This is a genomic window from Kitasatospora sp. NPDC052896 (genome assembly GCF_044547075.1).
Lineage (GTDB): Bacteria > Actinomycetota > Actinomycetes > Streptomycetales > Streptomycetaceae > Kitasatospora.
On record NZ_JBITZU010000015.1, the window covers coordinates 20,877 to 43,214 of the forward strand.

Sequence of the window (22,338 nt, forward strand, 5' to 3'; positions counted from 1 at the left end):
CTACTCCGCGGCGACCGCCCTGGCGGTGGGGGAGCGGGCGGATGGAGATCAGTCGGCCTTGTCAGCCGGCCGGTGGGGTGAGGGTGGTGCGGTCGAACGGGCCACCATGTGCGGCGGCGTACGTGACGGCCTCGTTGACGGCGTCGAGGCCGAACGACCGGACCCGTTCGGGGGCGAGGTCCAGGGCGCCCGAGGCGAGGAGCCGGATGATGCCGGCGTTCGCCGAGCGCGGGCCCAACCACTGCCCGCGCACGGTGATCGAGTTGCGCATGATCCATGGGTACGGGAGCGCGAGGTCGTCGCCACCGAGCATGCCGACACCGCCCATGAGGACGACGCGACCGTACTCGCGCAAGGTCATGGCCGCCGCGCGCGTCGCCGAGCTGGGGGCGCTCGGCGGGAGCAGGTCGATCACCATGTCGATCGGGCCGTCGGCCACCGCGGACATCGCGGCACGGTCGGTGCTCTCGTCCCCGGTCAGTTCGACCGGGCGCACCCGTGGGCCGAACCGGTCGGCGAGGAGGCCGAGTACGGCCTGGTTGCGGCCCGGGGCGATCACCCGGCCCGCCCCCATCGCGAGCGCGACAGCCACCGCGCTGCTGCCGAGGTTGCCAGTGGCCCCGCTGACGAGCAGCGTCTCACCGGCCGCCAGCCCGCCCGCCAGCAGCCCGCCGTAGGAGATGACGTGGACGCCGAGCGCGGCCCAGCGGGCCGGGTCGTCCCCCGCGGCGGCCGGCAGCGGGAAGGCGTTCTCCGTCGGGATCCGCATGCGCTCGGCGAACGATCCATCGTGCATGTAGCGGGCGAGCCTCGCGCCTCCCTCGCCGCGAGAACTCCAGCCCTGGAGGGTGATGTCGGGCGTCAGAGCGTCGTCCCGGGAGCGCACCGCCGGGTCGCACCACACCAGATCGCCGACACGCAGCCGGGTGGCGTCCGCGCCGACGTGGACGACCCGCCCCACGGCGCCGGTCCCGGGCACGACGGGAGGCACGAGGGGATAGTTCCGCTCGCCGCTGAACACCTCGGCCGCGTACGGGAGTACGCAGGCGGCGAGCACGTCGACTATCACCTCACCACCCGCGGCCTCGGGGTCGGGCACCTCCCGCACCGTGAGCGGGGCGCCGAACCGCGTCAGAACTGCTGCTCGCACGTGATGACCTCCATGTCCGTCCCTGTCCGTCGGGATCGACACTAGAGACCCGCAAGGCATGCCGGAAGCGATGATCTGGCATCTCTGGTATGCCTATGTCGCATGGACATCTCCAGTGCGGGCCTGAGGGTCCTGCGGCAGATCGCCGAGTCCGGCAGCTTCACCGCGGCAGCCGCCCGGCTCGGCTACACGCAGTCGGCGGTCTCGCGACAGGCCGCCTCCCTCGAACGCAGCGCGGGCACCGCCCTGTTCGAACGGCGCCCCGACGGGGTGCGGCTCACCCCCGCGGGTCTGACCCTGCTGCGCCACGCCCGCACGATCCTGAACTGCCTGGCGGCGGCCGAGCGCGACCTCACCGGAGCCGTCCCGCGGACCGAACTGGTGCGGCTCGGACTGGTCCTGAGCGCGGGCGCGGCCATCCTGCCTCCCTCGCTCGCGCGCCTCGCGGCAACCGACCCACAGATCACGGTCACCACGACCGAGGGCACCACGCCCACCCTGCTCCGGGCACTGCGCGCGGGCTCGATCGACCTCGCCGTGCTGACGTCCCGCCCGCCCCATCGGCCCTTGGACGGCGAGTCGCCGCGCCTGCACGTCGAGACCGTCGCGGACACCGAACTGGTCGTGGCGGCGCCTTCGACCGGCGAGTTCGCCGGCCGCACCGCGGTGCACGTCGACGAGCTGGTCGACGCCCCGTGGATCGCCACTCCGTCGTCGAACTCCGAGCCACTGCTCGGCGTCTGGCCCGGCCTGCCCGGACGGCCGCACATCGTCCACCGCGCGCGCGACTGGCTGACCAAGCTTCAGCTGGTCGCCGGCGGCTTCGGGGTCACGACGGTGCCCTCCCGGCTCTCGCCCGTCCTGCCGTCCGGGATCAGCCTGCTGCACGTCGAGGGTGCGCCTCCCGAGATCCGCCGGGTGCTCGTGGCGCGCCTCCCCGGCCGCCCCACCCCGGCGATCACGGCCGTCACCCGAGCGGTCACCTCGACCGCCTGATGCGTACTGCCGGGGCCGTCGCATTCGAGGGCGAGTCCGGAGCGGTCGACCACGGGAGCCGGGCTCAGGCCCTGGACGAGGGGGCCGAGGACGGAGCCGGGGCCCGGGCCTCCGGCGGTACAGCGGGCCCCCACCGGAGGAACGACGCTCAGGCGGCGCGGCTACTGGGCGCGATCCGGTCCGGGAGGTGCGGCGCCGGCCGCCGTACGGCGCAGCCGTGCGGGATCGGTCCGGCTCAGGGCCGTCTGGGCGGCCAGCCGCCAGCCGCTCTCGTACGCCTCGGCGAAGCGCTCGTTGCCGAGCGCGGCCCGGGCGCGGCTGCTGAGCGTACGGACCTGGAGATCGGTGTGGTCGTGGGCGCCGCGCAGGCGGGCCGCCGCGCCCAGCACGACGGCCCCGTCCAGGAAGCGCCCGTACAACGTGGCGAGGCCGGCCACCGTCACCGCGACCATGGCCACGATCGGCAGGTCCTTGCTGTTGACCGCGGCCGCGTACGCGCGGTCCAGCGCCGCCTCGCAGGCGGGGCCGTCGTCGAGTTCGAGACAGAGTTCGGCCCGCACGGCACCGACCAGGGCCCGCGCGTGGTCGCCGCCGAACGGGAGCCGGTCGGACAGCCCGGCCTCGGCCGCCTCGACCAGCTCACGTGCCCGGTCCGGATCACCGGTCCGCAGCCGGAGGCCGGCCTCCCGGGCGTCGAGCAGCACCACCGTCTCGGGCGCGGTCGAGCGCAGCGTGCGTTCCCGGGTCACGGTGATCATCGCCGCCGCCTGCTCGGTCCGGCCGAGCCGCGCGTGCAGGTCGATCAGGCGCAGGTCGACGAAGGTCTCGTCGCTGTGGCTGAGCGACCCGAACCCGCGGGCCAGCCGCTTGGCCTCGGTCAGGTCGGCCAGCGCGCCGTCGAGATCGCCGTCGTACTGTCGCAGCAGCGCGCGCGTCGGCAGTGCCATGGCCAGGCCCCAACGGTCGCCCGCTCGGGTGAAGCGGTCCAGTGCCATGGCCACGTCGATGCCGACCTGGTCGAGGTGGCCGTTGTTCTCGGCGAGCTCGGCCCGGGCCATCCGGGCCAGCCCGGCCAGCCACCCGTCCGGGCCGTCGACCAGCCGCTGGATGACCGGCGAGGTGTCGATCCCGGCCAGGGCGGCCAGCCGGGCCGCGGTCAGCACGCCGAAGCCCCGCGGCTCCGGATGGCTCAGCAGCCGGTCGGTGAACTCCCGGGCCGAGTCGTCGACTGGCACGCCCCGGATGTCGTAGGCGTCGAGCAGCAGCATCCCCTCGGCGATGTCGCGGTCCACGCCCGCCCGCCCGGCCGGCAACGCGGCCGCCTGGCCGAGCCAGTAGGACGCGTCGGGATGCCGGCCGAGCATGTGCCAGTACCAGGTCAGGTCCACCGCGAGCCCGAGCGCGCCGTCGGCGTCCCCGGTGTCGCAGAAGTGGCGCAGGGCGGCCAGCACGTTGTCGTACTCGGCGCTCAGCACGTCGAGCGCGTCGAGTTGCCCGGGGCCGCGCAGCAGCGGGTCGTGGCGGGCGACCAGTTCGGCGAAGTGAAGGGCGCTCAGGTCCCTCGCGGTGGTCAGAACGCCTTGCTCGGCCAGGCGTTCCAAGCCGTACTCCCGGATGGTCTCCAGCATCCGGTAACGGCCGGTATCCGGCGCGAGCTGGAGCAACGACCGGTCGACCAGGCCCGCGAGCAGCTCCCGGACCTCGGCGGCCGGCACCGTCGTGCCGGCACAGACCGCGGCTGCCGAGGCCGGCGTGACGCCGCCAGGTAGGACCGAGATCCGCTCCGCGACCGTGCGCGCGTCCTCGTCGAGCAGGTCCCAGCTCCACGCGATGACCGCCCGCAGTGTGCGGTGCCGTGGGAGGGCGGTGCGGCTGCCGGTGGTGAGCAGGCGGAAGCGGTCGGACAGCCCGGTGGCCAGGTCGGCCAGCGAGAGCGTGCGCAGGCGGGCCGCGGCCAGTTCCAGCGCGAGCGGCATGCCGTCCAGGCTGCGGACGATCCGCAGCACCTCGCCGACGTTGCGCTGGTCGATGTCGAACCCGGGCCGCACGGCCGCCGCCCGCTCGGTGAACAGCCGCACCGACGCCGTGCGGTGGGCCTGCCCGACGTCCGCGTCCGGCTCGGGCAGCGTGAGCGGGCCGAGTGGGACCAGCGCCTCGCCGTCGATCGCGAGGGGTTCGCGGCTGGTGGCCAGCACCCGCAGGCCGGCACAGCGGGCCAGCAGTGCTGAGAGCAAGTGGGCCACGGCGTCGACCAGGTGCTCGCAGTTGTCCACCACCAGCAGGCTTGCCCGGCCGCTCAGCTGGTCCGCCAGCACGTCCAGGTCGCCGGCCGGCCTGGCCGAGGCCTCGAACAGAGCCGTGCCGCGCAGCCCGATCGCCGTCAGCAGTGCCGCGCCGACCTTGGCCGGTTCGGTGACCGGGGAGAGGTCGATCAGCCAACTTCCGTCCCGGTATTCCCGCTGGTGCCGACGGGCGGCCTCCAACGCGAGGCGGCTCTTGCCGGCACCGCCGGGACCGACCACGGTGACCAGCCGCCCGGCAGCGAGCAGCATGTCGATCCGGGCCAGGTCCTCGTCACGGCCGACGAAGCTGGTCAGCGGCGCGGGCAGATTGGTCGGCTTGGTCTCCACGGCGGCAGGCTCGGCGCGCAGCAGGCTCAGGTGACGCTCACGCAGCGCGGCCCCCGGGTCGGTGCCCAGGGCGTCTGCCAGGGTTTCCCGCACTTGTTCGTACCGGGCCAGGGCCTCGGCCTGGCGGCCCTGGGCGGCGAGCGCGTCCATGAGCAACGCGGCGGCGCGTTCGTGGACGGGATGATCGGCCAGCAGGGCGGTCAGGCGGGCGGCGGCCGCGTCGGCGCGCCCCAGGGCCAACTCGGCGTCGGCGAGGTCGGTGACGGCCTCGACCGAGGCGCGGGCCAGCCTGGTCGCGGCGGCCGGTGCGACCGCGGCGACGGCCGTGGGCTCGACACCGGGGTCCTCGCCCCACAGCGCCACGGCCTCGCCGAGCACGGCCGCCGCGGCGCTCGGGTCGCCGGCGCGCAGGCGGTCGTGGCCGGCAGCGGCGAGCTGCTCGAACCGCAGCGCGTCCACGTCGGCGGCGTCCACCGCCAGCCGGTAGCCGCCCGCGAGCGGCGTGACGTCGCCGGGCGAACCGAGGGCCCGGCGCAGTCGCGAGACCAGGGCCTGCAAGGCGTGGGCGGGACCTGCCGGCGGGTCCTCGGCCCAGATCGCGTCGACCAGGACGCCCTGCTCGACCGCTCGCCCGCCGGCCAGCGCCAGCCGCACGACCAGCCCCTGCAACCGGGCGCCGGGCACGGTCAAGGCGGCGTCACCGCGCGACGCCTGGAAGGCGCCGAGCAGCGTGACCCGAAGCCGCGCACCCCCGTCCATTGCGTCATCTTCGCGCGAGCACCCGTGTCAGCGCCATGCGCCCCCGGCTGAGCGCCGTGTGAGCCCCGTGTGAGCGGCCGGCGTCAGGGTTGCCGCATCGAACGAGAACACGCTGCTGAAAGGGGATTTCTCATGCATGACGCAGTGATCGTGGGGGCCGGCCCGGTCGGTCTGTTCCTGGCCTGCGAGCTCGGTCTCGCGGGCTGCTCGGTCCTGGTGCTCGAGCGGGAGCCGGAGCCCGGCTCCCGGTGGCGGGCGGCGCCGCTCGGGATGCGGGGCCTGTCGGCCACGTCGGTCGAGGCGTTCTACCGCCGCGGGATGCTGCCCCCGCTGCTGGCGGCGTCGGGCGTCCACGACGCTCCCGAGGGGTGCGAGCCGTCAGGCCCGCGGGCCGTGGGCCACTTCGCCGGTATGGTGCTCGATCCGGCCAGGGTCGACGTCGACGCGCTGCCGTACCGGCTGCCCAGCCCGGTGCTGGAGGTGATGATGACCAGCCTCGGAGCGGTCGAGTCGGTGCTGTCCGAGCGAGCGGCCGAGCTCGGCGTGGAGATCCGGCGCGGTGTCACGGTCCGCGCCGTCGAGCAGGACGAGGACGGTGTGATCGTGCGTGCCGGCGGGCAGGAGTACGCGGCGCGCTGGGCCGTCGGCTGCGACGGCGGTCGCAGTGCCGTGCGCGGGCTGGCAGGCTTCGACTTCGTCGGCACCGAGCCCCAGTTCACCGGCTACACCATGCTCGTCGGCATCACCGATCCCGAGAAGCTGAACCCCGGCTTCAACCTGACGCCGACCGGCATGTACGTCCGGATGCCCACCGAGGGGCACATCGGCATGATGGACTTCGACGGCGGCGCGTTCGACCGCACCCGGCAGCCGAGCCGCGACCACCTCCAGGCCGTGCTGCGCCGGGTGTCCGGCACCGACGTCACGCTGGCGGACGTCCAGCTCGTCTCGACCTTCACCGACCGGGCGATGCAGGCCACGACGTACCGGCGAGGCCGTGCGCTGCTCGCCGGCGACGCCGCGCACGTCCACTCCCCGCTGGGCGGGCAGGGGCTCAACACCGGCATCGGCGACGCCGTGAACCTGGGGTGGAAGCTCGCGGCGGTAGTGCGTGGGCAGGCGCCGGACGGGCTTCTCGACACCTACACCCGTGAACGCCATCCGATCGGCGCCTGGGTACTCGACTGGACTCGTGCCCAGTCGGTGGCCATGCGGCCGGACGCGCACGGCCAGGCGGTGCAGGGTGTGATCCGCGACCTGCTCGACACCCGGGACGGCACGACCTACGTGTACGGGAAGATCTCCGGCTCGTCGCTCCGCTACGACCTCGGCGGCGAGCACCCGTTGGTCGGCCGCAACGCCCCGGACTTCCAGCTGGCGGACGGCACCCGCCTCGGCGGCCTGCTGCAGGACGGCGGCGGCGTCGTCCTGGACTTCAGCACCGACCGGCGCCTGCGCGATTCGGCGACAGGCGGGGAGAGCCGGCTGCGTTATGCGGCCGGTGCGGCGAAGGACGACCTCGGACTGGGCGCCGTGCTCGTCCGGCCGGACGGCATCGTCGCCTGGGTGGGCGATCGCGACTTCGACCGGGAAGCGTTCGAGCGGGCCGTCAGCCAGTGTGGGTGGCAGCCGGCCTGACGGAGGATCCACCCATGCTCACCGCGGCGTCGGCCGGCTGACCGACTCACCGTGACCGGCCCGACCACGAGCCGGCCGCACCGCCCCCGCGGCCTGCCGAGCGATCCTTCGCCCAGTCGGATGAGGTGAGTCCGACGGGCGAAGGATCCGCACCAACCAGAAGCTGCGCACCCGTGCGGCGATGGTGACGACCACGGTCGAGCTGATGCGCATCGGGCGCGAGGGTGACCATGCCCGAGGGTGACCATGCCCGAGGTTGCCAAGTCCGCCCTGGCCTCCGAGGCCGGCAGGCCCCTCGTCGCCGAGGAACTCGGCCTGCCGCGTTCGGTGGGACCTGGCCCGTGCGGGATCCACGTTCCCTGGTGGTGGCCCGCGGTCCGGGCCCGTCGCCGGTTCGCGCGGTTCGGTGCGCGGGCGGACGTTGGACCAGTCGGCGTCTACAACTGCGTTGAGGGGAGCGGGTCCTGGCCCACCAGGCGATGCCCGTGGGCGGCGGAGTCGCGCACCGCGTCGAAGCCGTACCCGGTCATCTCCTCCTCGTAGGCGTGCAGGGCCTCGGTGAGTGGCCGGCCGGCGGCGGCCTCGACCAGGCGGCCGGCCAGGATACGGGCGTCACGCAGTGCGGTGTTCGCGCCGACGCCGATCGCGGGGCTCATGGCGTGGATGGCATCGCCGAGCAGGGTGACCGTGGTGGTCTCCCAGGCGGCTACGGGCACGCTGGTGCGCACGGTGACCGGGAAGATCGAGGCGGGGTCCTGGCAGGAGACGGTCTCCACCAGTCGAGGGTGCCAGCCGTTCACCAGGGACAGGGTGAGTGCCTTCAGTTGCTCGCCGTTCATGGCGAACAACTCCGTGTCGGTGTGGGGGAACTGCTCCCGGCGGGCGCCGAAGACGCAGGTGAGGTAGTCGTCGACGCCGCTCAGCTCGATGGGTGGTGCGAGCCGGGTGGCCACCTCGTGCACCGGTTCGCGGAACCGCACGGGGGCGAGTCCGACGAAGCGCCGCTGCGGTCCGACGACGGTGGTCCACAGTCCGAGCGACTCGGGCGGGAGCGGGGCCCGGGCCTGGTCGTCGGCGAGGGGGACCTTGCCGTAGAGCAGCCGCAGCCCGGCATCGACGACCTGTGCCTGCGCCAAGTACTGCTTGCGCGCGGCCGAGTTGACGCCGTCGGCGCCGATCAACACGTCGCCGGTGGCGGTGGTGCCGTCCGCGAAGTGAGCGGTCACCGAGCCCGAGCGGTTGACGTCGTAGTGGGTGAGCCGGGCGCCGTAGTGCACGGCGTCCCGCAGTCCGGAGAGCAGGATCTGACGTAGTGTCAGACGGTTGACCGCCAGGTTTCCGCTGCCCGGCAGGCCCGGGAGGTGCGGGAGTTCCTGGGTGTGCAGCAGGTTCAGGTGGTGGTCGAAGGTGTCCGTGCGCGGGCCGGGGGTCGCGGCCGTGGCGGCGAACACCTCGTACGCCCGCGGCGTCAGCAGTGCCTTGAGGGCGGTGATGCCGTCGGGGCTGATGCGGATGCGGTAGCCCTGGTTGCGGAAGTCGGGGCCGGGGTCCTTCTCGTAGGCGGCGAAGCTGATCCCCGCCTGGCGAAGGCCCTGTGCGAGGGCCAGGCCGCCCAGTCCGCCCCCGGCGATGACGACATGCAGATCCGACACGGTCGTGTCCCTTCTCGATCATGAACGAAAAGGGACGCACCGGACGTGCCTCAAGGGCACCGTACGAGCGAGGAATCGCCATCCGGACTACCTACCGGACCGTGACTTTCGTACGTCCGTCAAAGACGCTAACACACGAACGGCCATGCGACGCAAGGCGTGTTGAAGCGGCCGCAGCTTGACGGAGGTGGTTGCATCTCGCACAATCATTGTATGACTACAACTAATTTCGGGAGTCACTCCCAGCACCCGCTCCCGGGTGGGCGCGTGCTCCTCATCGGCGCGTCCCGCGGTCTGGGCCTCGCGCTGGCCCGGGAATGGGCAGGGGGCGGCCGGCATGTCGTGGCCACCGTGCGCGGCTCCGGCCGGACCGGCCTGCACGACCTCGCCGAAACCTGCGCCGGGCAGATCGAGATCGAGACCGTCGACGTCACGGAGCCCGAGCAGATCGCGGCGCTGCGCGATCGTCTGGCGGACCGGAGGTTCGACCTGCTCTTCGTGAACGCCGGCGTCACGAACCAGCCCGAGGGCACGGTGGCGCAGACCTCCACCGAGGAGTTCGTCCGGGTCATGGTGACCAACGCGCTGAGCCCGCTGCGCGTCATCGAGGCCCTCCAGGACCTCGTCGAGCCCGCGGGCACGATCGCGGTGATGTCCTCGGGTCAGGGCAGCGTGGCCAACAACGAGCACGGCGGCCACGAGGTGTACCGCGGTAGCAAGGCGGCGCTCAACACGTTCGTGCGCAGCTACGCGGCGCGGCACCGCGGCGAGCACCGTGCGCTGGTCCTGATGGCCCCCGGCTGGGTGCGCACCGACATGGGCGGCCCGGAGGCCCGGCTCGGCATCGACGACAGCATCCCGAACGTGGTCAGGACGCTCGACGCCCTCCGGGAAAGCCCAGGTCTGCACTACGTCGACTACCTCGGCCGGACGGTAGCGTGGTGAGCTCGCCGGGGTGCTCGGGTTCCGCTTCGGTGGCGGCCGGGGCAAGATACTCCTTCGGCCCCGCGACGGCCCGGCTACGCTCAGGCAGATCGCGGATGCCAGCGGCATCGACGCTCCGTACGCCACGCCTTCACGGCCTCCCGCACCGCCTCGAAGCCTCGCTTCGCAGTTGGTGATACCGGTGGTGCCAGCCGACCAATCGGCAGTCCGGGGGGATTCGCAAGGCCCGAACGAGTATGTGGAACGGTACTGGATCGTTCAGGCGGAGTAGCGCGTCCTCTCCAAGGGGACCAGAGCGGGCCGGCCGAACCAGCTGCCGCTGCGATCCCCTTGGTTGAAGCTGTCGACCGACCGCCCCGAGCAGAGGAGCAGCCCATGGCATCGCAGACGCCGATCAACCGTCAGGAGTGGCTGAAGGGTCTTCCGCGCGCGTTCACCGCGGCCAGTGCCTTCATCACGAACCCCGCGGGTGAGGTGCTCCTCGTCAAGAGCTACCGGCCGCACCACCAGTTCCCCGGTGGGGTGATCGAGCTGTCGGAGGGCCCCGAGGAGTGCGCGGTCCGTGAGACCAGCGAGGAGTTGGGCATCGAACTCCGGCCCGGCCGGCTGCTCTGCGTCTCCTGGCTCACCGCCACCGGCACCAGTCTCGAGGACCAGCCCGGAACCCAGTTCTTCATCGACCTCGGCACCATCCCCGCCGACACCCCGATCACCCTCCAGGAAGACGAACTCGACAGCTGGACCTGGGCCTCCGTCGAACGCGCCGCCGAACTCCTCGGCCCCGTCAGCGCGCAACGCCTCCAGGCCTGCTACGCCGCCCGGGCCGACGGCCTCACCCGCATCGTCACCGCATCTCGAGCCGAGCACCTGACAGCCCAGTTCGACACCGAGGCCCCCGACAACGCGTAACTGCGACCCCGCAGGCGTGTACACACCGGGTTCGCGGAACGACGGTGCGACGAGTCCGGGCAGTCCTGGCGCCGAGCCGGTGAAGGGCGGAGCCGTCCCTTGAGGGCCCTGGGTGCCGAGGCGCGTCACACCGTGGCGGTCGGCTGCCCCGACATCGTCGTCGACTACGAGCCCGCTCGCTGTCCTGTCCCTGTGCGCCCCTTCCGCCTTGCCCGGCAGGGCGCCTGTGGGGGCGGGGGGGGTTACTTGGATTCGACTCGTCCTACCGGGTCGGGGTCGGTCGTCAGCGCCTCGCACGCGGTCTGCCATGTGGGGGCGCCAGGGTGAAGCTGGGTGCGGAGGTAGGCCGCGGTGAGCCGGGCGAGGGCGGTGACTCGCTCGGGGTTCTCGTCCGTGGTCTCGGCGGCGTCGTATCCGGCGATCCCGCCGAGTCCGTGCTCCGCGTCGAACAGGGTGAGCAGGGTCTTGGGGCCGGGGGCGAGGGTGTAGGGGTCGGCGTGCCAGTCCGGCCCCATGTCTGTGAAGTGCCGGGGGTCGTCCTTGTCGCCGGCGACGACCAGCGCGGGTGCGGTCATGGTGGAGAAGTCGACAGCTCCGATGATCGGCCACTGCTCGGCCATGGGCCCGTTGAGGACTTCGCCGCCCCTGCCGGGTGCGGCGAGCAGTACGCCCGCCTTGATCCGGGGCTCGACGAGGCGCACCACGTTCCCGGTGTCGGGGTCCTTGAGCCCGGCGCCCAGCAGGAGGGCGGCGGTGAATCCGCCGAGCGAGTGTCCGACGAGGGTGACCTTGGTGGGGTCGATCCGTCCCGCTAGCTGTGGCACGGTGCGCTCGATCACGTCGAGCCGGTCAAGGATGTGGGTCATGTCCTCGGCGCGGGAGCGCCAGAAGTCGGGTGCGCCGGGTGCGCCGGCGACCAGGTGGCTCAGTGTGCGGGAGGTGAGGTGGGTGGGCTGGACGACGACGAATCCGTGGGCGGCCCAGGAGTTGGCGAGTGGCGCGTAGCCGTTGAGCGACGAGAGGTTGTTCGAGGGACCGTGACCGTGGGAGAGCAGGATGACGGGGAGGCCGGTTCCGGTCGCGGGTGCGGAGACGCGCACCTGGAGCTCCACGGGACGTCCGGGCACGGGGAGGACCACCGGGCTGAAGGACAGGACCGGGGCAGGCGTGCCCAAGGCGTCGGCGCCGGTGGCAGTGGATGTGCTCACGATGTGGATTCCCTTTCGGTGGCACCCGCCGTCCGCCGGTCTCCTGCGACTGGCGACGGGCAAGGCGGTCAGGTGCGGCCCGCCGCTTCAGCCGGCCTGAAACGGAACGGTGCTCCACTTAGTATCCGGAGCGCTGTTCCGTTTTGTCAATCGGGATGGGAGGACTACGTGGTGGCCACCGAGAGCCCCGCGGGGGAGTCGCCGCCCCGGGGCGAGCGGGCCGACGAGCAGCGCAACCGGCAGACAGCGCTTGGTGCCGCCACCGACGTGTTCGTCGCCTCCCGTGTCGACGCGCCGGGTCGGGCGGGTCCTGGCTTGGAACCGGTGTGCTCCCGGTGCTGGGTGGGCGCGGCCAGGCTCGGACGGGCTCGGCCTCTCGACGCGGGCTGCGCCCGTGCTGGACGTGCCGGGCTCGATCCGCGGCAAGGCGGACGCTGAAACTCCGTCAATCCCGATGGAACGGAACAGTGAAAGTAATTCAGGAGAAACCGTTCTAGTTCGGTCACATCGCCACATTCTTTCCGCGAGCTTTCGAACTATTGCCGAGGTGCTGGCGTACGGCCATCATGTCTTCTGGTCCATGAAACAGACATCGGGGGGAACGGTATGAGCAAGGGGCGTGTTGTCAAGGCGTTCGTGGTGGCTGCGGCTGCTGCTTCGCTGCTGACGTGTGGCATGTCCGGGTCCGCATCCGCTGACGGCTACGGCTCACCCATCACGTGGCGGAGCGCTCTCGGTGGCTGGCTCTGGGCAGACCAAAACGGCGGCTCGCTCAACGTGATCAGCGAGCCTTTTCAGTGGTATGACAGCGAGAACAGTGACGGAACCTGGAACGAAGTGGACGTCTACGGTCACTGCCTGGCGGCCTACGGCCGCAATGTCGTCACTGAGAACTGCAACCCCACGCCGAACCACACCAGCGCGAACGAGCGCTGGCACGAGCACTTTCAGGGGTCAGGGCAAGGCTGGAACCTCATAAGCGCCACGACCGGTTACTACCTGGACGAGACCGGCAGCGACACCTGGGGGTCGGTGTACGCCCACGACGGGAACGCGAACAACAACAACGAGCGCTGGTTCTAGAGACCGCTGCCCAAGCGCGACCGGAGCGGACCGAGTGCCCCGCACCCCGCTACTGGCGGTCCGGCGGCCAGGGAAGGCTGAACAGCGATGGAAGGGGCGGGCCCATGCGGCTCGCCCCTTCGTTCTGGCCACTGGTCCCTGGCTCGGAGTTCGGCTGCGCCTGGCGGTGCGGGGGCCGGCCTGTCGGGGGTTGGGTGGTGGCTGGGGGCTGCTGTCAGGGCGGCAGGTGACGGTGGAGGTCACGGGCCGGGGGAACGCTGTCGGTGGACTCTGGTCGGCGCGGGTCTGGCCGCCCGATGACCGCGGGCTGTTGGCAGCCCTGCGGCTGGGCGAAGCGCCCAGGACGAAACGCCGAGTCAGGCGGCGGCCGGTTGGGGCGCCGCACCGTCCCGGGTGCGGGCTCCCCAGGCAGCGACCGCCGGGCCGGCGGCGCCGAGCGCGGCGAAGCAAAGGCCGAGGGCGTACCAGCCCCAGCGGCCGAGGCCGAGACAGAGCGTGGTGAGCAGTGCGGGGCCGACCGCCTGGCCGAGGTCGAAGCCCAGGCCGATCAGCCCCTGGTACTGCCCCTGGGCGTGGTCGGGGGCCAGGCCGAAGCCGAGGGCGAAGCCGGCCGAGCTTTCCCAGATCTCGCCGAGGCTGTGCACGGTGATCGCCACCGCCAGCAGCGCGACGGCCGCCCAGGCGGGCACCGAGGCGGCCACCGCCATCAGCGGGCAGCTCACCAGGAAGAGCAGCCCGGCCCGCCGGAGTGCGGCCCCGCCCTGGTCGGGGGTCTCCACCCGGGTGCCGAGCCTGGCCTGGAGCAGCACGCAGACGGCGGAGTTGAGCGCGGCTACCGCGGCCACCGTCCAGCGCGGGGCGTGGGTGTGTGCGGCGATCCAGATCGGCAGCACCAGCGAGACCACCGTGTACTGCAGCCCCATCGCACCGTTCAGCACGGCGAAGGTGACGAACGGGCGGTCGCGCAGGGCCCCGAGCCGCGCCCGCTCGGCGGGCCGGGGCAGCGGCGGGTAGTTCGGCACCCGCAGGAGCAGCAGGCCGCAGAGCAGGTAGCTGGCCGCGTTGGCCAGTACCAGCCCGGTGTAGGCGGCCCGGCTGTCCAGCTGCACCGCGAAGCCTGCGCCGACCGTGCCGATCACCACCCCGAGGTTGACGAAGGAGCGCAGCCGGGCCCGGAAGGCGGCCGGCCGCTCCCCGCCGACCCGCGCGATCAGGGCACCGCGCGCGGCGTTGTTGGCGGAGAGCGCGAGCAGGTCGAGGGTGGCGACGGCGGTGAAGACGGCCCAGCCGCGCACCAGGACGAAGGCGAGCATGGTGAGCGTCTGGACGGCCAGGGTGGCGAGCATGACGGTGCGCGGGCCCCGCCGGTCGGCGAGCCGCCCGGCGGGGACGCCGGCCAGCAGGCCGACGAGCCCGGCCAGGGTGAGGCCGAGGCCGACACCACGGGCCGAGAGGTGCACCACACGGGTGAAGTAGAGCGCCGCAGCGGGGTTGAAGAGCCCGTTGCCGATCCGGTTGGTGAGGCTGGAGAGGATCATCGCCCGCTGTTCGCGGGCCCCCGGGCGCGGTGTGACGGCGCGTCGGCCCGTGATCCCCCGGGTGATCATGCGATGAGGTTAGCAGCCGACCGACCCACCGTTCGGGCCGGTTCCAGCCAGCTCCGACTCTGCGCGAGGTGCGGCCGTCCCGGCCGGCCGCCCACCGGGGACGCCCACGGGGCACAGGCGCCGCGCGAACGGGGCTGGCAGCCATCGTGGGATGGGCGGGGCTGCCGGTGGCGAGTTTCACGCCTTCATGGCGGCGTCGATCCGGTCGGGGTGGCCGAGCTGCGGGTGAGGACATCGGGGGGCGCTGCGGGTACGGGCACCCCCGTGGATCGCGTCAAGGGCTCATCAGGGGATTCCGTCCGCCGGGGGCGTTCGCGGCAGGCGCATTGAGGGGTACGGCTGCGACAACGATGCGGGGTTGTCCGGTCCTTGTCACAGGGGCGCAACAGGGGGATCTGTGCTGGCGCTTGGCGCGTAGAAATAAGTGATCGGCCCTGACGGCCAGTCAGTATCACTCACCGCTCCCTGGGGGAACTCGCCATGAAGGCCACCCGTCTCGCCATAACCGCTGTCGCCACCGTGTGCGTTGGTCTCGCTCTGGCCGCTTGTGGCCCGGACGAGATCGACGGTGCCGCTGGCTCGTCGACGGCCGGCGCCGTGGCGTCCACCGGCGGCGGCGCCCAGCCGGCCCCCACCCAGTCGGCCGCGCCCATCGGTGCGGCGAAGCCGACCGGTGTCGCCAGGCCGAGTGGCAAGCCGACCGGTGCCAAGCCGACTGGTGTGAGGCCGTCGGGCGGTGCCGCCCCGAATCAGGACTGTACGGCGGCGGCGAAGCAGGATCTGGCTGGTCAGGTGGTGGTGGAGGCCACCGACAACGGTTACATGACCTCGGTGTGGATGAAGGCCAAGCCCACCAAGTTCGTCTGCGGCTCCGACGTCCCGGACGACGGCTACTACGAGAGCTACGGCAGCCCGGTCGTCTACACGTTCAGCAACGACGTCAAGACCTACGTCCTGAACGGTGCCACCCCGCAGCCGGTCAGCCTGGACGCGTTCATGAAGCAGCAGGACGACTGCCTGCACAACCCGAGCGCCGTGGCCGCACCCGGCGCCTGCTTCGGCAACCAGTACCTCATCACGGCCAACGGCCAGAACGTGATCACCTCGATCACCCAGGCCTACCACCCGTAGACCACGCACGCATTCGTCAAGGGTGGGCGGTCCGGGGCGACCCGAACCGCCCACCGGTTTCCCGGTCAGCATGCCGTTGACGAGCGGATAGCACGGCAGCACACCGAGGCCGTGGTGCAGCGCCGTAGGCGCCACGTCCCTCTCCACGCCGCGTTCGAGCGATCAGCCGGCTGGCCCGCCTGCTGCTGCGCGCGCTGCACTCCCAGCCGCAACCGGCGGGAAGCGACCGGACCGCGCGGATGCGAGCGGCTCCCGTGGCGTTGTCAGGCTTGCGCGGTGGGACGGACGACGATCTCGCTGACATCGACGCCGTCGGGCTGCTCGATGGCGTAGCCGATGGCCGAGGCGATGGCGGAGGGCGGCATGGCGATCTCGTCGCGCTGCCGGGTCATCGCGGCCGCGATCTCGGGGCCCGCCCCCTTGCCCACGCCCTCGGTGTTGGTGAAGCCGGGCGAGACGAGGGTCACGCGCAGGTCGGGGCCCGATTCCTGGCGCAGGCCCTCGGTGAGCACCTTCACCGCCGTCTTGGTGGCCGCGTAGACGGCCTGCGGGGGCTTGACGACGTAGGCCGCGGTGGAGCCGACGTTGACGAACTGGCCGGAGTGCTGTCGGCGGAAGACGGGCAGTGCCGCCCCGATGCCGTTGAGCAGGCCTGTGATGTGGGTGGAGACCATGGAGTCCCAGTCGTCCTGGCGCAGGTCGTCGAACGGAGAGACGGCCATCGTGCCCGCATTGGAGACGAGGACGTCGAGTCGGCCGAACTGCTCGATCGCCGTGTCGGTGAGGCGCTGGAGGTCCTCGCGGCGCGTGACGTCGACGATGACGCCGGTGGCGGTGCCGCCCTTGGCCGTGATGCTGTCCACGACAGCGTTCAGTCGGTCCTCCCTGCGGGCGCCGAGTACGAGCCGGGCGCCTCTTTCGGCGAGGTAGGTCGCGGTCGCTTCGCCGATTCCGCTGCTGGCACCTGTGATCGCGATGACTTTGCCCTGGATACCCGACATGATCAGCTTCCTTACGTGGGTGTGCGCCGGTCGGTGCGTTGACCTACAGTGAAAGTGGGGGCTTCCCCGTTTGTTCAGGCTAAGTGGGGGCGTCTCCGCTTGGCAAGTTGGAGGGCACATGAGAGGGGACGGCGAGCACTGATGGCCGACGAAGCACACCGACCGTTGCGGGCTGACGCGCGGCGCAACAGGGAGAAGATCCTCACCGCCGCCGTGCGCGTGTTCACGACGCAGGGGCTGGACGCCCAGATGGAGCGCATCGCCAAGGAGGCGGGCGTGGGCAGCGCGACCCTGTACCGCAACTTCCCCACTCGGGAGGCTTTGGTCGAGGCGGTCTACCGCAACGAGGTGGCCCACCTGTGCGACGCGGTTCCCGCCCTGCTCGCGCGGAAGCCACCCGCCGAAGCCCTGCGCGCGTGGACACGCCTCTTCCTGGACTACGTCACTGCCAAGTACGGCATGATCGACGCACTGCGCGCCATCGCCGCGACGGGAGGCAACCCCTACGGTCACAGCCGGGAGATGATCCAGGCCGCCATCACCTCACTCATGGACGCGTGCGCGGCTGCCGGAATGATCCGTACCGACATCAGGCCCACCGACATCAGCGCCGCCCTCGAAGGCATCGCCCTCACCTCGGCGGGCGCTGAACACCGACAGCAAGCCGAGCGCCTGCTCGACCTCACCCTGGACGGCCTCACGGTCCGCCGATGAGGACACGTGCCCGGGCGCGCCAGCACGGGGCCGCACGCACTCATCCCTCGCCCGTCTCGTCCTCGCCCAGCCCAGGCGTGTCCGGATCGCGCGGCGGGCGCGGCCACCACAGTCGGGGCGTGGGCGGTGCTGCCGCCAGAGCACGCGGGCGGTGAGGGTGGCGACGAGCAGCGCGGCGGCGGGCAGCAGTAGGAGTTGGTAGCGCGCGGCCTGGTGGTAGAGGGGGTCGATGTCCGTGCCGGCGCTGTAGCCGAGCGCGGTCCAGAGCGCGGTCCAGGCGGCGGCGCCGGTTGCGTTGGCGACGACGACCACGTTCAGGGGAAGGAGTGCGGCCGCAACGGCCGCCAAGCTCGCCGGCACCAGCAGCGAGACGATAGCCAGGGTCATGACAATGGCTCCAGTGTCCAGTCCTCACGGATTCACTGTCCTCGGCGTCAACCCCTGATCCACCGAGCGGGCACCGAGGACGCCCCTCGGGAAACGTCGAGCGGGTCACTGCCCGGGGTGCGTCCGTGTCCCCGCAGGGACGTGGACGCACCCCGGCGCACTTCGACGTGCCGCGTGGAGCCACCGATCTACCAGCGGTACCAGCGGCTGCGGGAGCCGGCCGCGTCGGTGGTGCGGGCGATGAAGCCGATCAGCCAGAGCACGAACATGATGACGGCGACCCACCACAGGACCTTGACGGCGAAGCCGAGCCCGAACAGCAGCAGGGTGAGTAGGAGAACGAGCAACAGGACAGCCACGGGAACCGGCCTCCTCGGCATCGAATGGGCGGAGTCAGACGCTCTGCTGCCCCGGTCCCGCGGCGATATTCGGAGGATTTTCCAGCGACACCGTGCGGACGGCGTCGTGAAGGGACCGTTCACGGCGACGGGGGCGGGAGGCAGGGCATGGCAGCGACCGACCGGGGTAGCCGGGAGTCCACACCAACCCGCGCACAAGGGGAGTTCCCGTGCCACTGAAGCATCCTCGCCATCACCGCAGCAGCCACAAGGACCTGACGGTCAATCCGCTCTTCACCCGCGAACCGCTGGCCGTGCCGCGTGACGAGCTGCCCAGCCGGGAGATGGATCCCGACACGGCCTATCAGGTCGTCCACGACGAGCTGATGTTGGACGGCAACGCGCGCCTGAACCTGGCGACCTTCGTCGGGACCTGGGCGGAGCCGCAGGCCCAGCGGCTGATGGCCGAGTGCGCCGAGAAGAACATGATCGACAAGGACGAGTACCCGCAGACCGCGGAACTCGAGGCCCGCTGCACGGCCATGCTCGCGCGTCTGTGGTGCGCCCCCGACCCTCAACAGGCGGTGGGATGCTCGACCACCGGCTCCAGCGAGGCCGCCATGCTCGCCGGACTCGCGCTCAAGCGCCGCTGGCAGCACGAGCGCAGCCGCAAGGAGCGGGCGGCGGACCGACCGAACCTGGTCATGGGCATCAACGTGCAGGTGTGCTGGGAGAAGTTCGCCAACTACTTCGACGTCGAGGCCCGCTACGTACCGGTGGAGGCCGGGCGGTACCACCTTTCCCCCGAGGGAGCGGTCGAGCTGTGCGACGAGAACACCATCGGCGTGGTCGCCGTCCTGGGCTCCACCTTCGACGGCAGCTACGAGCCGGTCGCCGAACTCGCCCACCAACTCGATCGCCTCCACGAACGGACCGGCCTGGACATCCCCATCCACGTGGACGCCGCCTCCGGGGGCATGGTGGCCCCCTTCCTGGAGCCCGACCTCGCATGGGACTTCCGCCTGCCCCGGGTGGCCTCCATCAACACCTCCGGCCACAAGTACGGCCTGGTGATGCCCGGCGTCGGGTGGGCCCTGTGGCGCGACGCCGCCGCGCTGCCCGAGGACCTGGTCTTCCACGTCAACTACCTCGGCGGCGACATGCCCACCTTCGCCCTCAACTTCTCCCGGCCCGGAGCCCAGGTCGTCGCCCAGTACTACAACTTCCTGCGCCTGGGCTTCGACGGCTACCGCCGCATCCAGCGCACCTGTCGCGACATCGCCACCCGCCTGGCCGGCCAGATAGCATCCCTCGGCCCCTTCGAGCTCATCACCGACGGCTCCCAACTGCCCGTCTTCGCCTTCCGCGTCCGCGACGACATCACCAGCTTCTCCGTCTTCGACGTCTCCGCCGCGATGCGGGAACACGGCTGGCTCGTACCCGCCTACTCCCTCCCACCCAACCGCACCGACCTCGACGTCCTGCGCATCGTGGTACGCAACGGCTTCAGTCACGACCTGGCCGACATGTTCCTGCGCGACCTGCGCGCCGTCCTCCCACGCCTGCGGTCCCAGACCGCACCCCGCCGGAACGTCGACGACGCCGGGGGCTTCGCGCACGGAGCCGAGACCACGAACCCCCAGCGGCCTGGCCACTCCTAGCGCAGTGCACGATGTCCGGCACCAGGCCACAGATCGCCGTGAAACGCCCGGACGAGTGGGGTGGATGCCGTCGATGGCCGGGACCGGGCGCCCACCCCTTCAGCCTTCCGTGGCTGTGGCGAACGGCACAGCGCGCTGCCGGGCGGCGTGGCCAACGCACAGAGGTGGATCAGGAAGCCGGCACCGGAGCATGTCGGTGCGATCACGGAGCACGAGGGAGGGATGTCGGTGCGGGCGTCGGAGCGGGCGGGATACCGTCTGAAGAGGGCACTGCTGGGACGGCCGTTGGTGACGTCCGAGCTGCGGGACGAGAAGCTGTCGAAGACGGTGGCGCTGGGCGTGCTGGCGCCGGACTGCATCAGTTCCAGTGCCTACGGGACCGAGCAGATGCTGACCCAACTGGTCCCGGCGGTCGGTGTGGCCGGGTTCGCCCTGGTCATGCCGGTCACCGGAGTGATCCTGGCACTGCTGTTCCTGCTCACGCTCTCCTACCGTGAAGTCGCGGTGACGTACACCCGGGCCGGCGGCAGCTACGTCGTGGCGCGCGAGAACTTCGGCCCGCGAGTGGCCCAGGTCGCGGCCGTCGCGCTGTTGATCGACTACGTCGTGACGGTCGCCGTGCAGACCTCGGCGGGCACCGACGCGTTGGCCTCGCTGCTCCAACTGCTCCTGCACACGGACATCGAGGGTGACAAGCTGTGGATCACCGTGGGCGTCGTCCTGCTGCTCTGCTACGGGAACCTGCGCGGCATCCGCGAGGCCGGAAAGGCCTTCTCGGTGCCCACGTACCTGTTCGTCCTGGGGGCCGGCCTGACCGTCGTGGTCGGCCTGATCCGCCTCCTCCTCGGTGACCTGCCACGGCTCACCGACGCGCAGTTGCACGCGCCCGGTGTGATCGAGGTCGGCCACCGTGGCGGCGGTGTCCTGATGGGTGCCTCGCTCTTCATCATGATGCGGGCCTTCGCCAACGGCGGGTCGTCGCTGACCGGCCTGGAGGCCATCTCCAACGGTGTCAGTGCCTTCCGCGATCCGCAGGGACCCAACGCCCGCCGCACACTGGTGATCATGAGCTGCGTACTCGGCCTGCTGGTGCTCGGCGTCTCCGCGCTCGCCTGGCGGACCCACGCGGTGCCGTACTCCTCGGGCAGCCCGACCGTGCTGGCCCAGGAGGCGCACCTGGTCTTCGGTCAGAGCGGCTTCGGGAACGTGATGTTCACCTTCGTCCAGGTCGCCACCGCGCTGATCCTCTACACCGGCGGCAACACCTCGTTCAACGGCTTCCCGTTCCTGGCCAGCTTCGTCGCCGAGGACTCCTTCCTGCCCCGCCGGCTGACCCTGCGCGGCCACCGACTGGCCTTCTCCAACGGGATCATCGTGCTGACCGTCGCCTCGCTGACCCTGCTGGTCGTCACCCGGGGCAACCTCACCAAACTGGTGGCGCTGTACGCGATCGGGGTCTTCACGGGCTTCCTGATGGCGGCCGCGGGACTGGTCAGGCACCACTGGGTGCGGCGGGAAGAACGCCGCACGGCAAAGATCGTGCTCAACGCGTGCGCAGCCACGGCGTCCGCGGCGGTCGTGGTGGTGTTCACCGTGACCAAGTTCACCGAGGGAGCCTGGATGGTCGTGCTGGTCTTCCCGCTCGGTGTCTGGGCACTGGTCCGCACCAACGACCGCTACCGCGCCGAGCGGGCCGCGCTCGCTGCCGCACCCGCCTCCGCCACGGCGGTGCGGGCCGAGCGCAGCGTCGTCTGCGTCCTGGTGGACCGGCTCGACCTCGCCGCCGTCAAGGCTCTCCACCACGCCCGCGGCCTGCGTCCCGACGAACTGCGAGCCGTGCACTTCATGCTGGACAAGCAGCACACCGCAGAGCTGAGGCAGCAGTGGGAGGCCAACCAGGCCGCTGACCTCCCACTGGACGTCGTCGAGTGCCCCGACCGACGCCTGCACCACGCCATGGCCGCCCACGCCGCCCAGTTCACCGCCGACGGCCGCACCGACCTCACGCTGCTGATCCCGCGCCGCGCCTACGGGCCGCTGGCCGGCCGCCTGCTGCACGCCCGCAGCGGCGACTCGATCGCGCACGCCGCCAGTCGGCTGCCGCACGTCGCCGCCACCATCGTGCCGTTCGACGTCGCCCGAGCCATCGCCGAGCACCCAGCCGTGACCGAACCCCGGGGCGAGCCCGCCGGATCCCCGCTGGCGTGATCGCCCCCGCGGGCGATGGGAGGGGGTTGGAGAGGGCGTCCCGATGCGAGTTGATCCCCGATCCCTGTACGAGGCCGTGATGTCGGCGCGACTCGGGCCGGCGCCGGATGAACGCGTCCAAGGGAGGTGGTTGTGCTCAGTTCGAGGGCGGTGGGCGTTCGTTCAACGGGTTGGCTGGTGTGGTCGTTGCGCGCCGTGGGCCTGGCGTCACCGATGCGCTGGTGAGCTTGCTCCGACCGCGTGCACACCGTGGTCATGGCCGACCACCTGGGCATCCGCCGCGGTTGCCCGGGTGGCCCGGCGGTCTTCGGTGCTCCTGAG

The 22,338-nt window shown here is 71.7% G+C and carries 16 protein-coding genes; 9 read left to right on the forward strand and 7 right to left on the reverse strand.

All coding sequences use genetic code 11. The features are described 5' to 3' along the window. Nucleotides 1-61 precede the first annotated feature (61 nt). On the reverse strand, nt 62-1,150 hold the full coding sequence (locus ACIGXM_RS25580; RefSeq protein WP_396564686.1) for an alcohol dehydrogenase catalytic domain-containing protein: 1,089 nt from the start codon (nt 1,148-1,150) through the stop codon (nt 62-64). 102 nt (nt 1,151-1,252) lie between these two features. Between ACIGXM_RS25580 and ACIGXM_RS25585 the strand changes: the two genes are divergently transcribed. Further along, entirely contained in the window at nt 1,253-2,146 is an 894-nt protein-coding gene (locus ACIGXM_RS25585; protein ID WP_396564687.1) for a LysR family transcriptional regulator, read from the forward strand. Nucleotides 2,147-2,307: 161 nt separating this feature from the next. Here ACIGXM_RS25585 and ACIGXM_RS25590 read toward each other — a convergent pair whose 3' ends face one another. Beyond that, complete coding sequence (locus ACIGXM_RS25590; RefSeq protein ID WP_396564689.1) at nt 2,308-5,535, reverse strand: BTAD domain-containing putative transcriptional regulator; 3,228 nt, start codon at nt 5,533-5,535, stop codon at nt 2,308-2,310. Nucleotides 5,536-5,667: 132 nt separating this feature from the next. On the opposite strand from ACIGXM_RS25590, the gene ACIGXM_RS25595 reads away from it, so the two are divergent. Then, complete coding sequence (locus ACIGXM_RS25595) at nt 5,668-7,173, forward strand: FAD-dependent oxidoreductase (protein WP_396564691.1); 1,506 nt, start codon at nt 5,668-5,670, stop codon at nt 7,171-7,173. A gap of 437 nt (nt 7,174-7,610) precedes the next feature. Here ACIGXM_RS25595 and ACIGXM_RS25600 read toward each other — a convergent pair whose 3' ends face one another. Beyond that, nucleotides 7,611-8,825 (reverse strand): FAD-dependent oxidoreductase, encoded by a 1,215-nt coding sequence (locus ACIGXM_RS25600; RefSeq protein WP_396564693.1) that lies wholly within the window; start codon nt 8,823-8,825, stop codon nt 7,611-7,613. Nucleotides 8,826-9,038: 213 nt separating this feature from the next. On the opposite strand from ACIGXM_RS25600, the gene ACIGXM_RS25605 reads away from it, so the two are divergent. Together ACIGXM_RS25605 and ACIGXM_RS25610 are read left to right on the forward strand one after the other, a co-directional pair. Continuing rightward, nucleotides 9,039-9,770: an SDR family oxidoreductase gene (locus tag ACIGXM_RS25605; RefSeq protein WP_396564694.1), complete on the forward strand. Its 732-nt coding sequence runs from the start codon at nt 9,039-9,041 to the stop codon at nt 9,768-9,770. A gap of 375 nt (nt 9,771-10,145) precedes the next feature. Beyond that, nucleotides 10,146-10,679: an NUDIX domain-containing protein gene (locus ACIGXM_RS25610; protein ID WP_396564696.1), complete on the forward strand. Its 534-nt coding sequence runs from the start codon at nt 10,146-10,148 to the stop codon at nt 10,677-10,679. Between the two features lie 242 nt (nt 10,680-10,921). Here the strand turns inward: ACIGXM_RS25610 and ACIGXM_RS25615 are convergent, their stop codons facing one another. Then, nucleotides 10,922-11,887 carry an alpha/beta hydrolase family protein gene (locus ACIGXM_RS25615; RefSeq protein WP_396564698.1) on the reverse strand — a complete coding sequence of 322 codons (966 nt, stop codon included), beginning with the start codon at nt 11,885-11,887 and terminating at the stop codon, nt 10,922-10,924. A gap of 606 nt (nt 11,888-12,493) precedes the next feature. Between ACIGXM_RS25615 and ACIGXM_RS25620 the strand changes: the two genes are divergently transcribed. Continuing rightward, nucleotides 12,494-12,970 carry a hypothetical protein gene (locus tag ACIGXM_RS25620; protein ID WP_396564700.1) on the forward strand — a complete coding sequence of 159 codons (477 nt, stop codon included), beginning with the start codon at nt 12,494-12,496 and terminating at the stop codon, nt 12,968-12,970. 356 nt (nt 12,971-13,326) lie between these two features. On the opposite strand, the gene ACIGXM_RS25625 is transcribed toward ACIGXM_RS25620, so the two are convergent. Continuing rightward, nucleotides 13,327-14,577, reverse strand: a complete 1,251-nt coding sequence (locus ACIGXM_RS25625) for an MFS transporter (protein ID WP_396564701.1) — start codon at nt 14,575-14,577, stop codon at nt 13,327-13,329. Between the two features lie 480 nt (nt 14,578-15,057). Here ACIGXM_RS25625 and ACIGXM_RS25630 point away from each other — a divergent pair, with 480 nt between their 5' ends. Next, a complete protein-coding gene (locus ACIGXM_RS25630; protein ID WP_396564703.1) occupies nt 15,058-15,708 on the forward strand; it encodes a hypothetical protein in 651 nt (216 codons plus the stop codon). 263 nt (nt 15,709-15,971) lie between these two features. Here the strand turns inward: ACIGXM_RS25630 and ACIGXM_RS25635 are convergent, their stop codons facing one another. Beyond that, on the reverse strand, nt 15,972-16,709 hold the full coding sequence (locus ACIGXM_RS25635) for an SDR family oxidoreductase (RefSeq protein WP_396564704.1): 738 nt from the start codon (nt 16,707-16,709) through the stop codon (nt 15,972-15,974). Between the two features lie 141 nt (nt 16,710-16,850). Between ACIGXM_RS25635 and ACIGXM_RS25640 the strand changes: the two genes are divergently transcribed. Further along, a complete protein-coding gene (locus ACIGXM_RS25640; protein WP_396564705.1) occupies nt 16,851-17,423 on the forward strand; it encodes a TetR/AcrR family transcriptional regulator in 573 nt (190 codons plus the stop codon). A 575-nt stretch (nt 17,424-17,998) separates the two neighbouring features. On the opposite strand, the gene ACIGXM_RS25645 is transcribed toward ACIGXM_RS25640, so the two are convergent. Further along, on the reverse strand, nt 17,999-18,169 hold the full coding sequence (locus tag ACIGXM_RS25645) for a hydrophobic protein (RefSeq protein WP_396564706.1): 171 nt from the start codon (nt 18,167-18,169) through the stop codon (nt 17,999-18,001). 209 nt (nt 18,170-18,378) lie between these two features. On the opposite strand from ACIGXM_RS25645, the gene ACIGXM_RS25650 reads away from it, so the two are divergent. Then, a complete protein-coding gene (locus ACIGXM_RS25650; protein WP_396564707.1) occupies nt 18,379-19,809 on the forward strand; it encodes a glutamate decarboxylase in 1,431 nt (476 codons plus the stop codon). A gap of 222 nt (nt 19,810-20,031) precedes the next feature. Next, the gene (locus ACIGXM_RS25655) at nt 20,032-22,017 is read left to right on the forward strand and encodes an APC family permease (protein WP_396564709.1); all 1,986 of its coding nucleotides are present in this window, start codon (nt 20,032-20,034) and stop codon (nt 22,015-22,017) included. Nucleotides 22,018-22,338: the final 321 nt, after the last annotated feature.

Coding starts and splice junctions, on each gene's coding strand:
- ACIGXM_RS25585 (WP_396564687.1), top strand. CDS start 1,253: ATGGACATCTCCAGTGCGGGCCTGAGGGTCCTGCGGCAGATCGCCGAG.
- ACIGXM_RS25590 (WP_396564689.1), bottom strand. CDS start 5,535: ATGGACGGGGGTGCGCGGCTTCGGGTCACGCTGCTCGGCGCCTTCCAG.
- ACIGXM_RS25595 (WP_396564691.1), top strand. CDS start 5,668: ATGCATGACGCAGTGATCGTGGGGGCCGGCCCGGTCGGTCTGTTCCTG.
- ACIGXM_RS25605 (WP_396564694.1), top strand. CDS start 9,039: ATGACTACAACTAATTTCGGGAGTCACTCCCAGCACCCGCTCCCGGGT.
- ACIGXM_RS25610 (WP_396564696.1), top strand. CDS start 10,146: ATGGCATCGCAGACGCCGATCAACCGTCAGGAGTGGCTGAAGGGTCTT.
- ACIGXM_RS25620 (WP_396564700.1), top strand. CDS start 12,494: ATGAGCAAGGGGCGTGTTGTCAAGGCGTTCGTGGTGGCTGCGGCTGCT.
- ACIGXM_RS25625 (WP_396564701.1), bottom strand. CDS start 14,577: ATGATCACCCGGGGGATCACGGGCCGACGCGCCGTCACACCGCGCCCG.
- ACIGXM_RS25630 (WP_396564703.1), top strand. CDS start 15,058: ATGAAGGCCACCCGTCTCGCCATAACCGCTGTCGCCACCGTGTGCGTT.
- ACIGXM_RS25635 (WP_396564704.1), bottom strand. CDS start 16,709: ATGTCGGGTATCCAGGGCAAAGTCATCGCGATCACAGGTGCCAGCAGC.
- ACIGXM_RS25640 (WP_396564705.1), top strand. CDS start 16,851: ATGGCCGACGAAGCACACCGACCGTTGCGGGCTGACGCGCGGCGCAAC.
- ACIGXM_RS25655 (WP_396564709.1), top strand. CDS start 20,032: ATGTCGGTGCGGGCGTCGGAGCGGGCGGGATACCGTCTGAAGAGGGCA.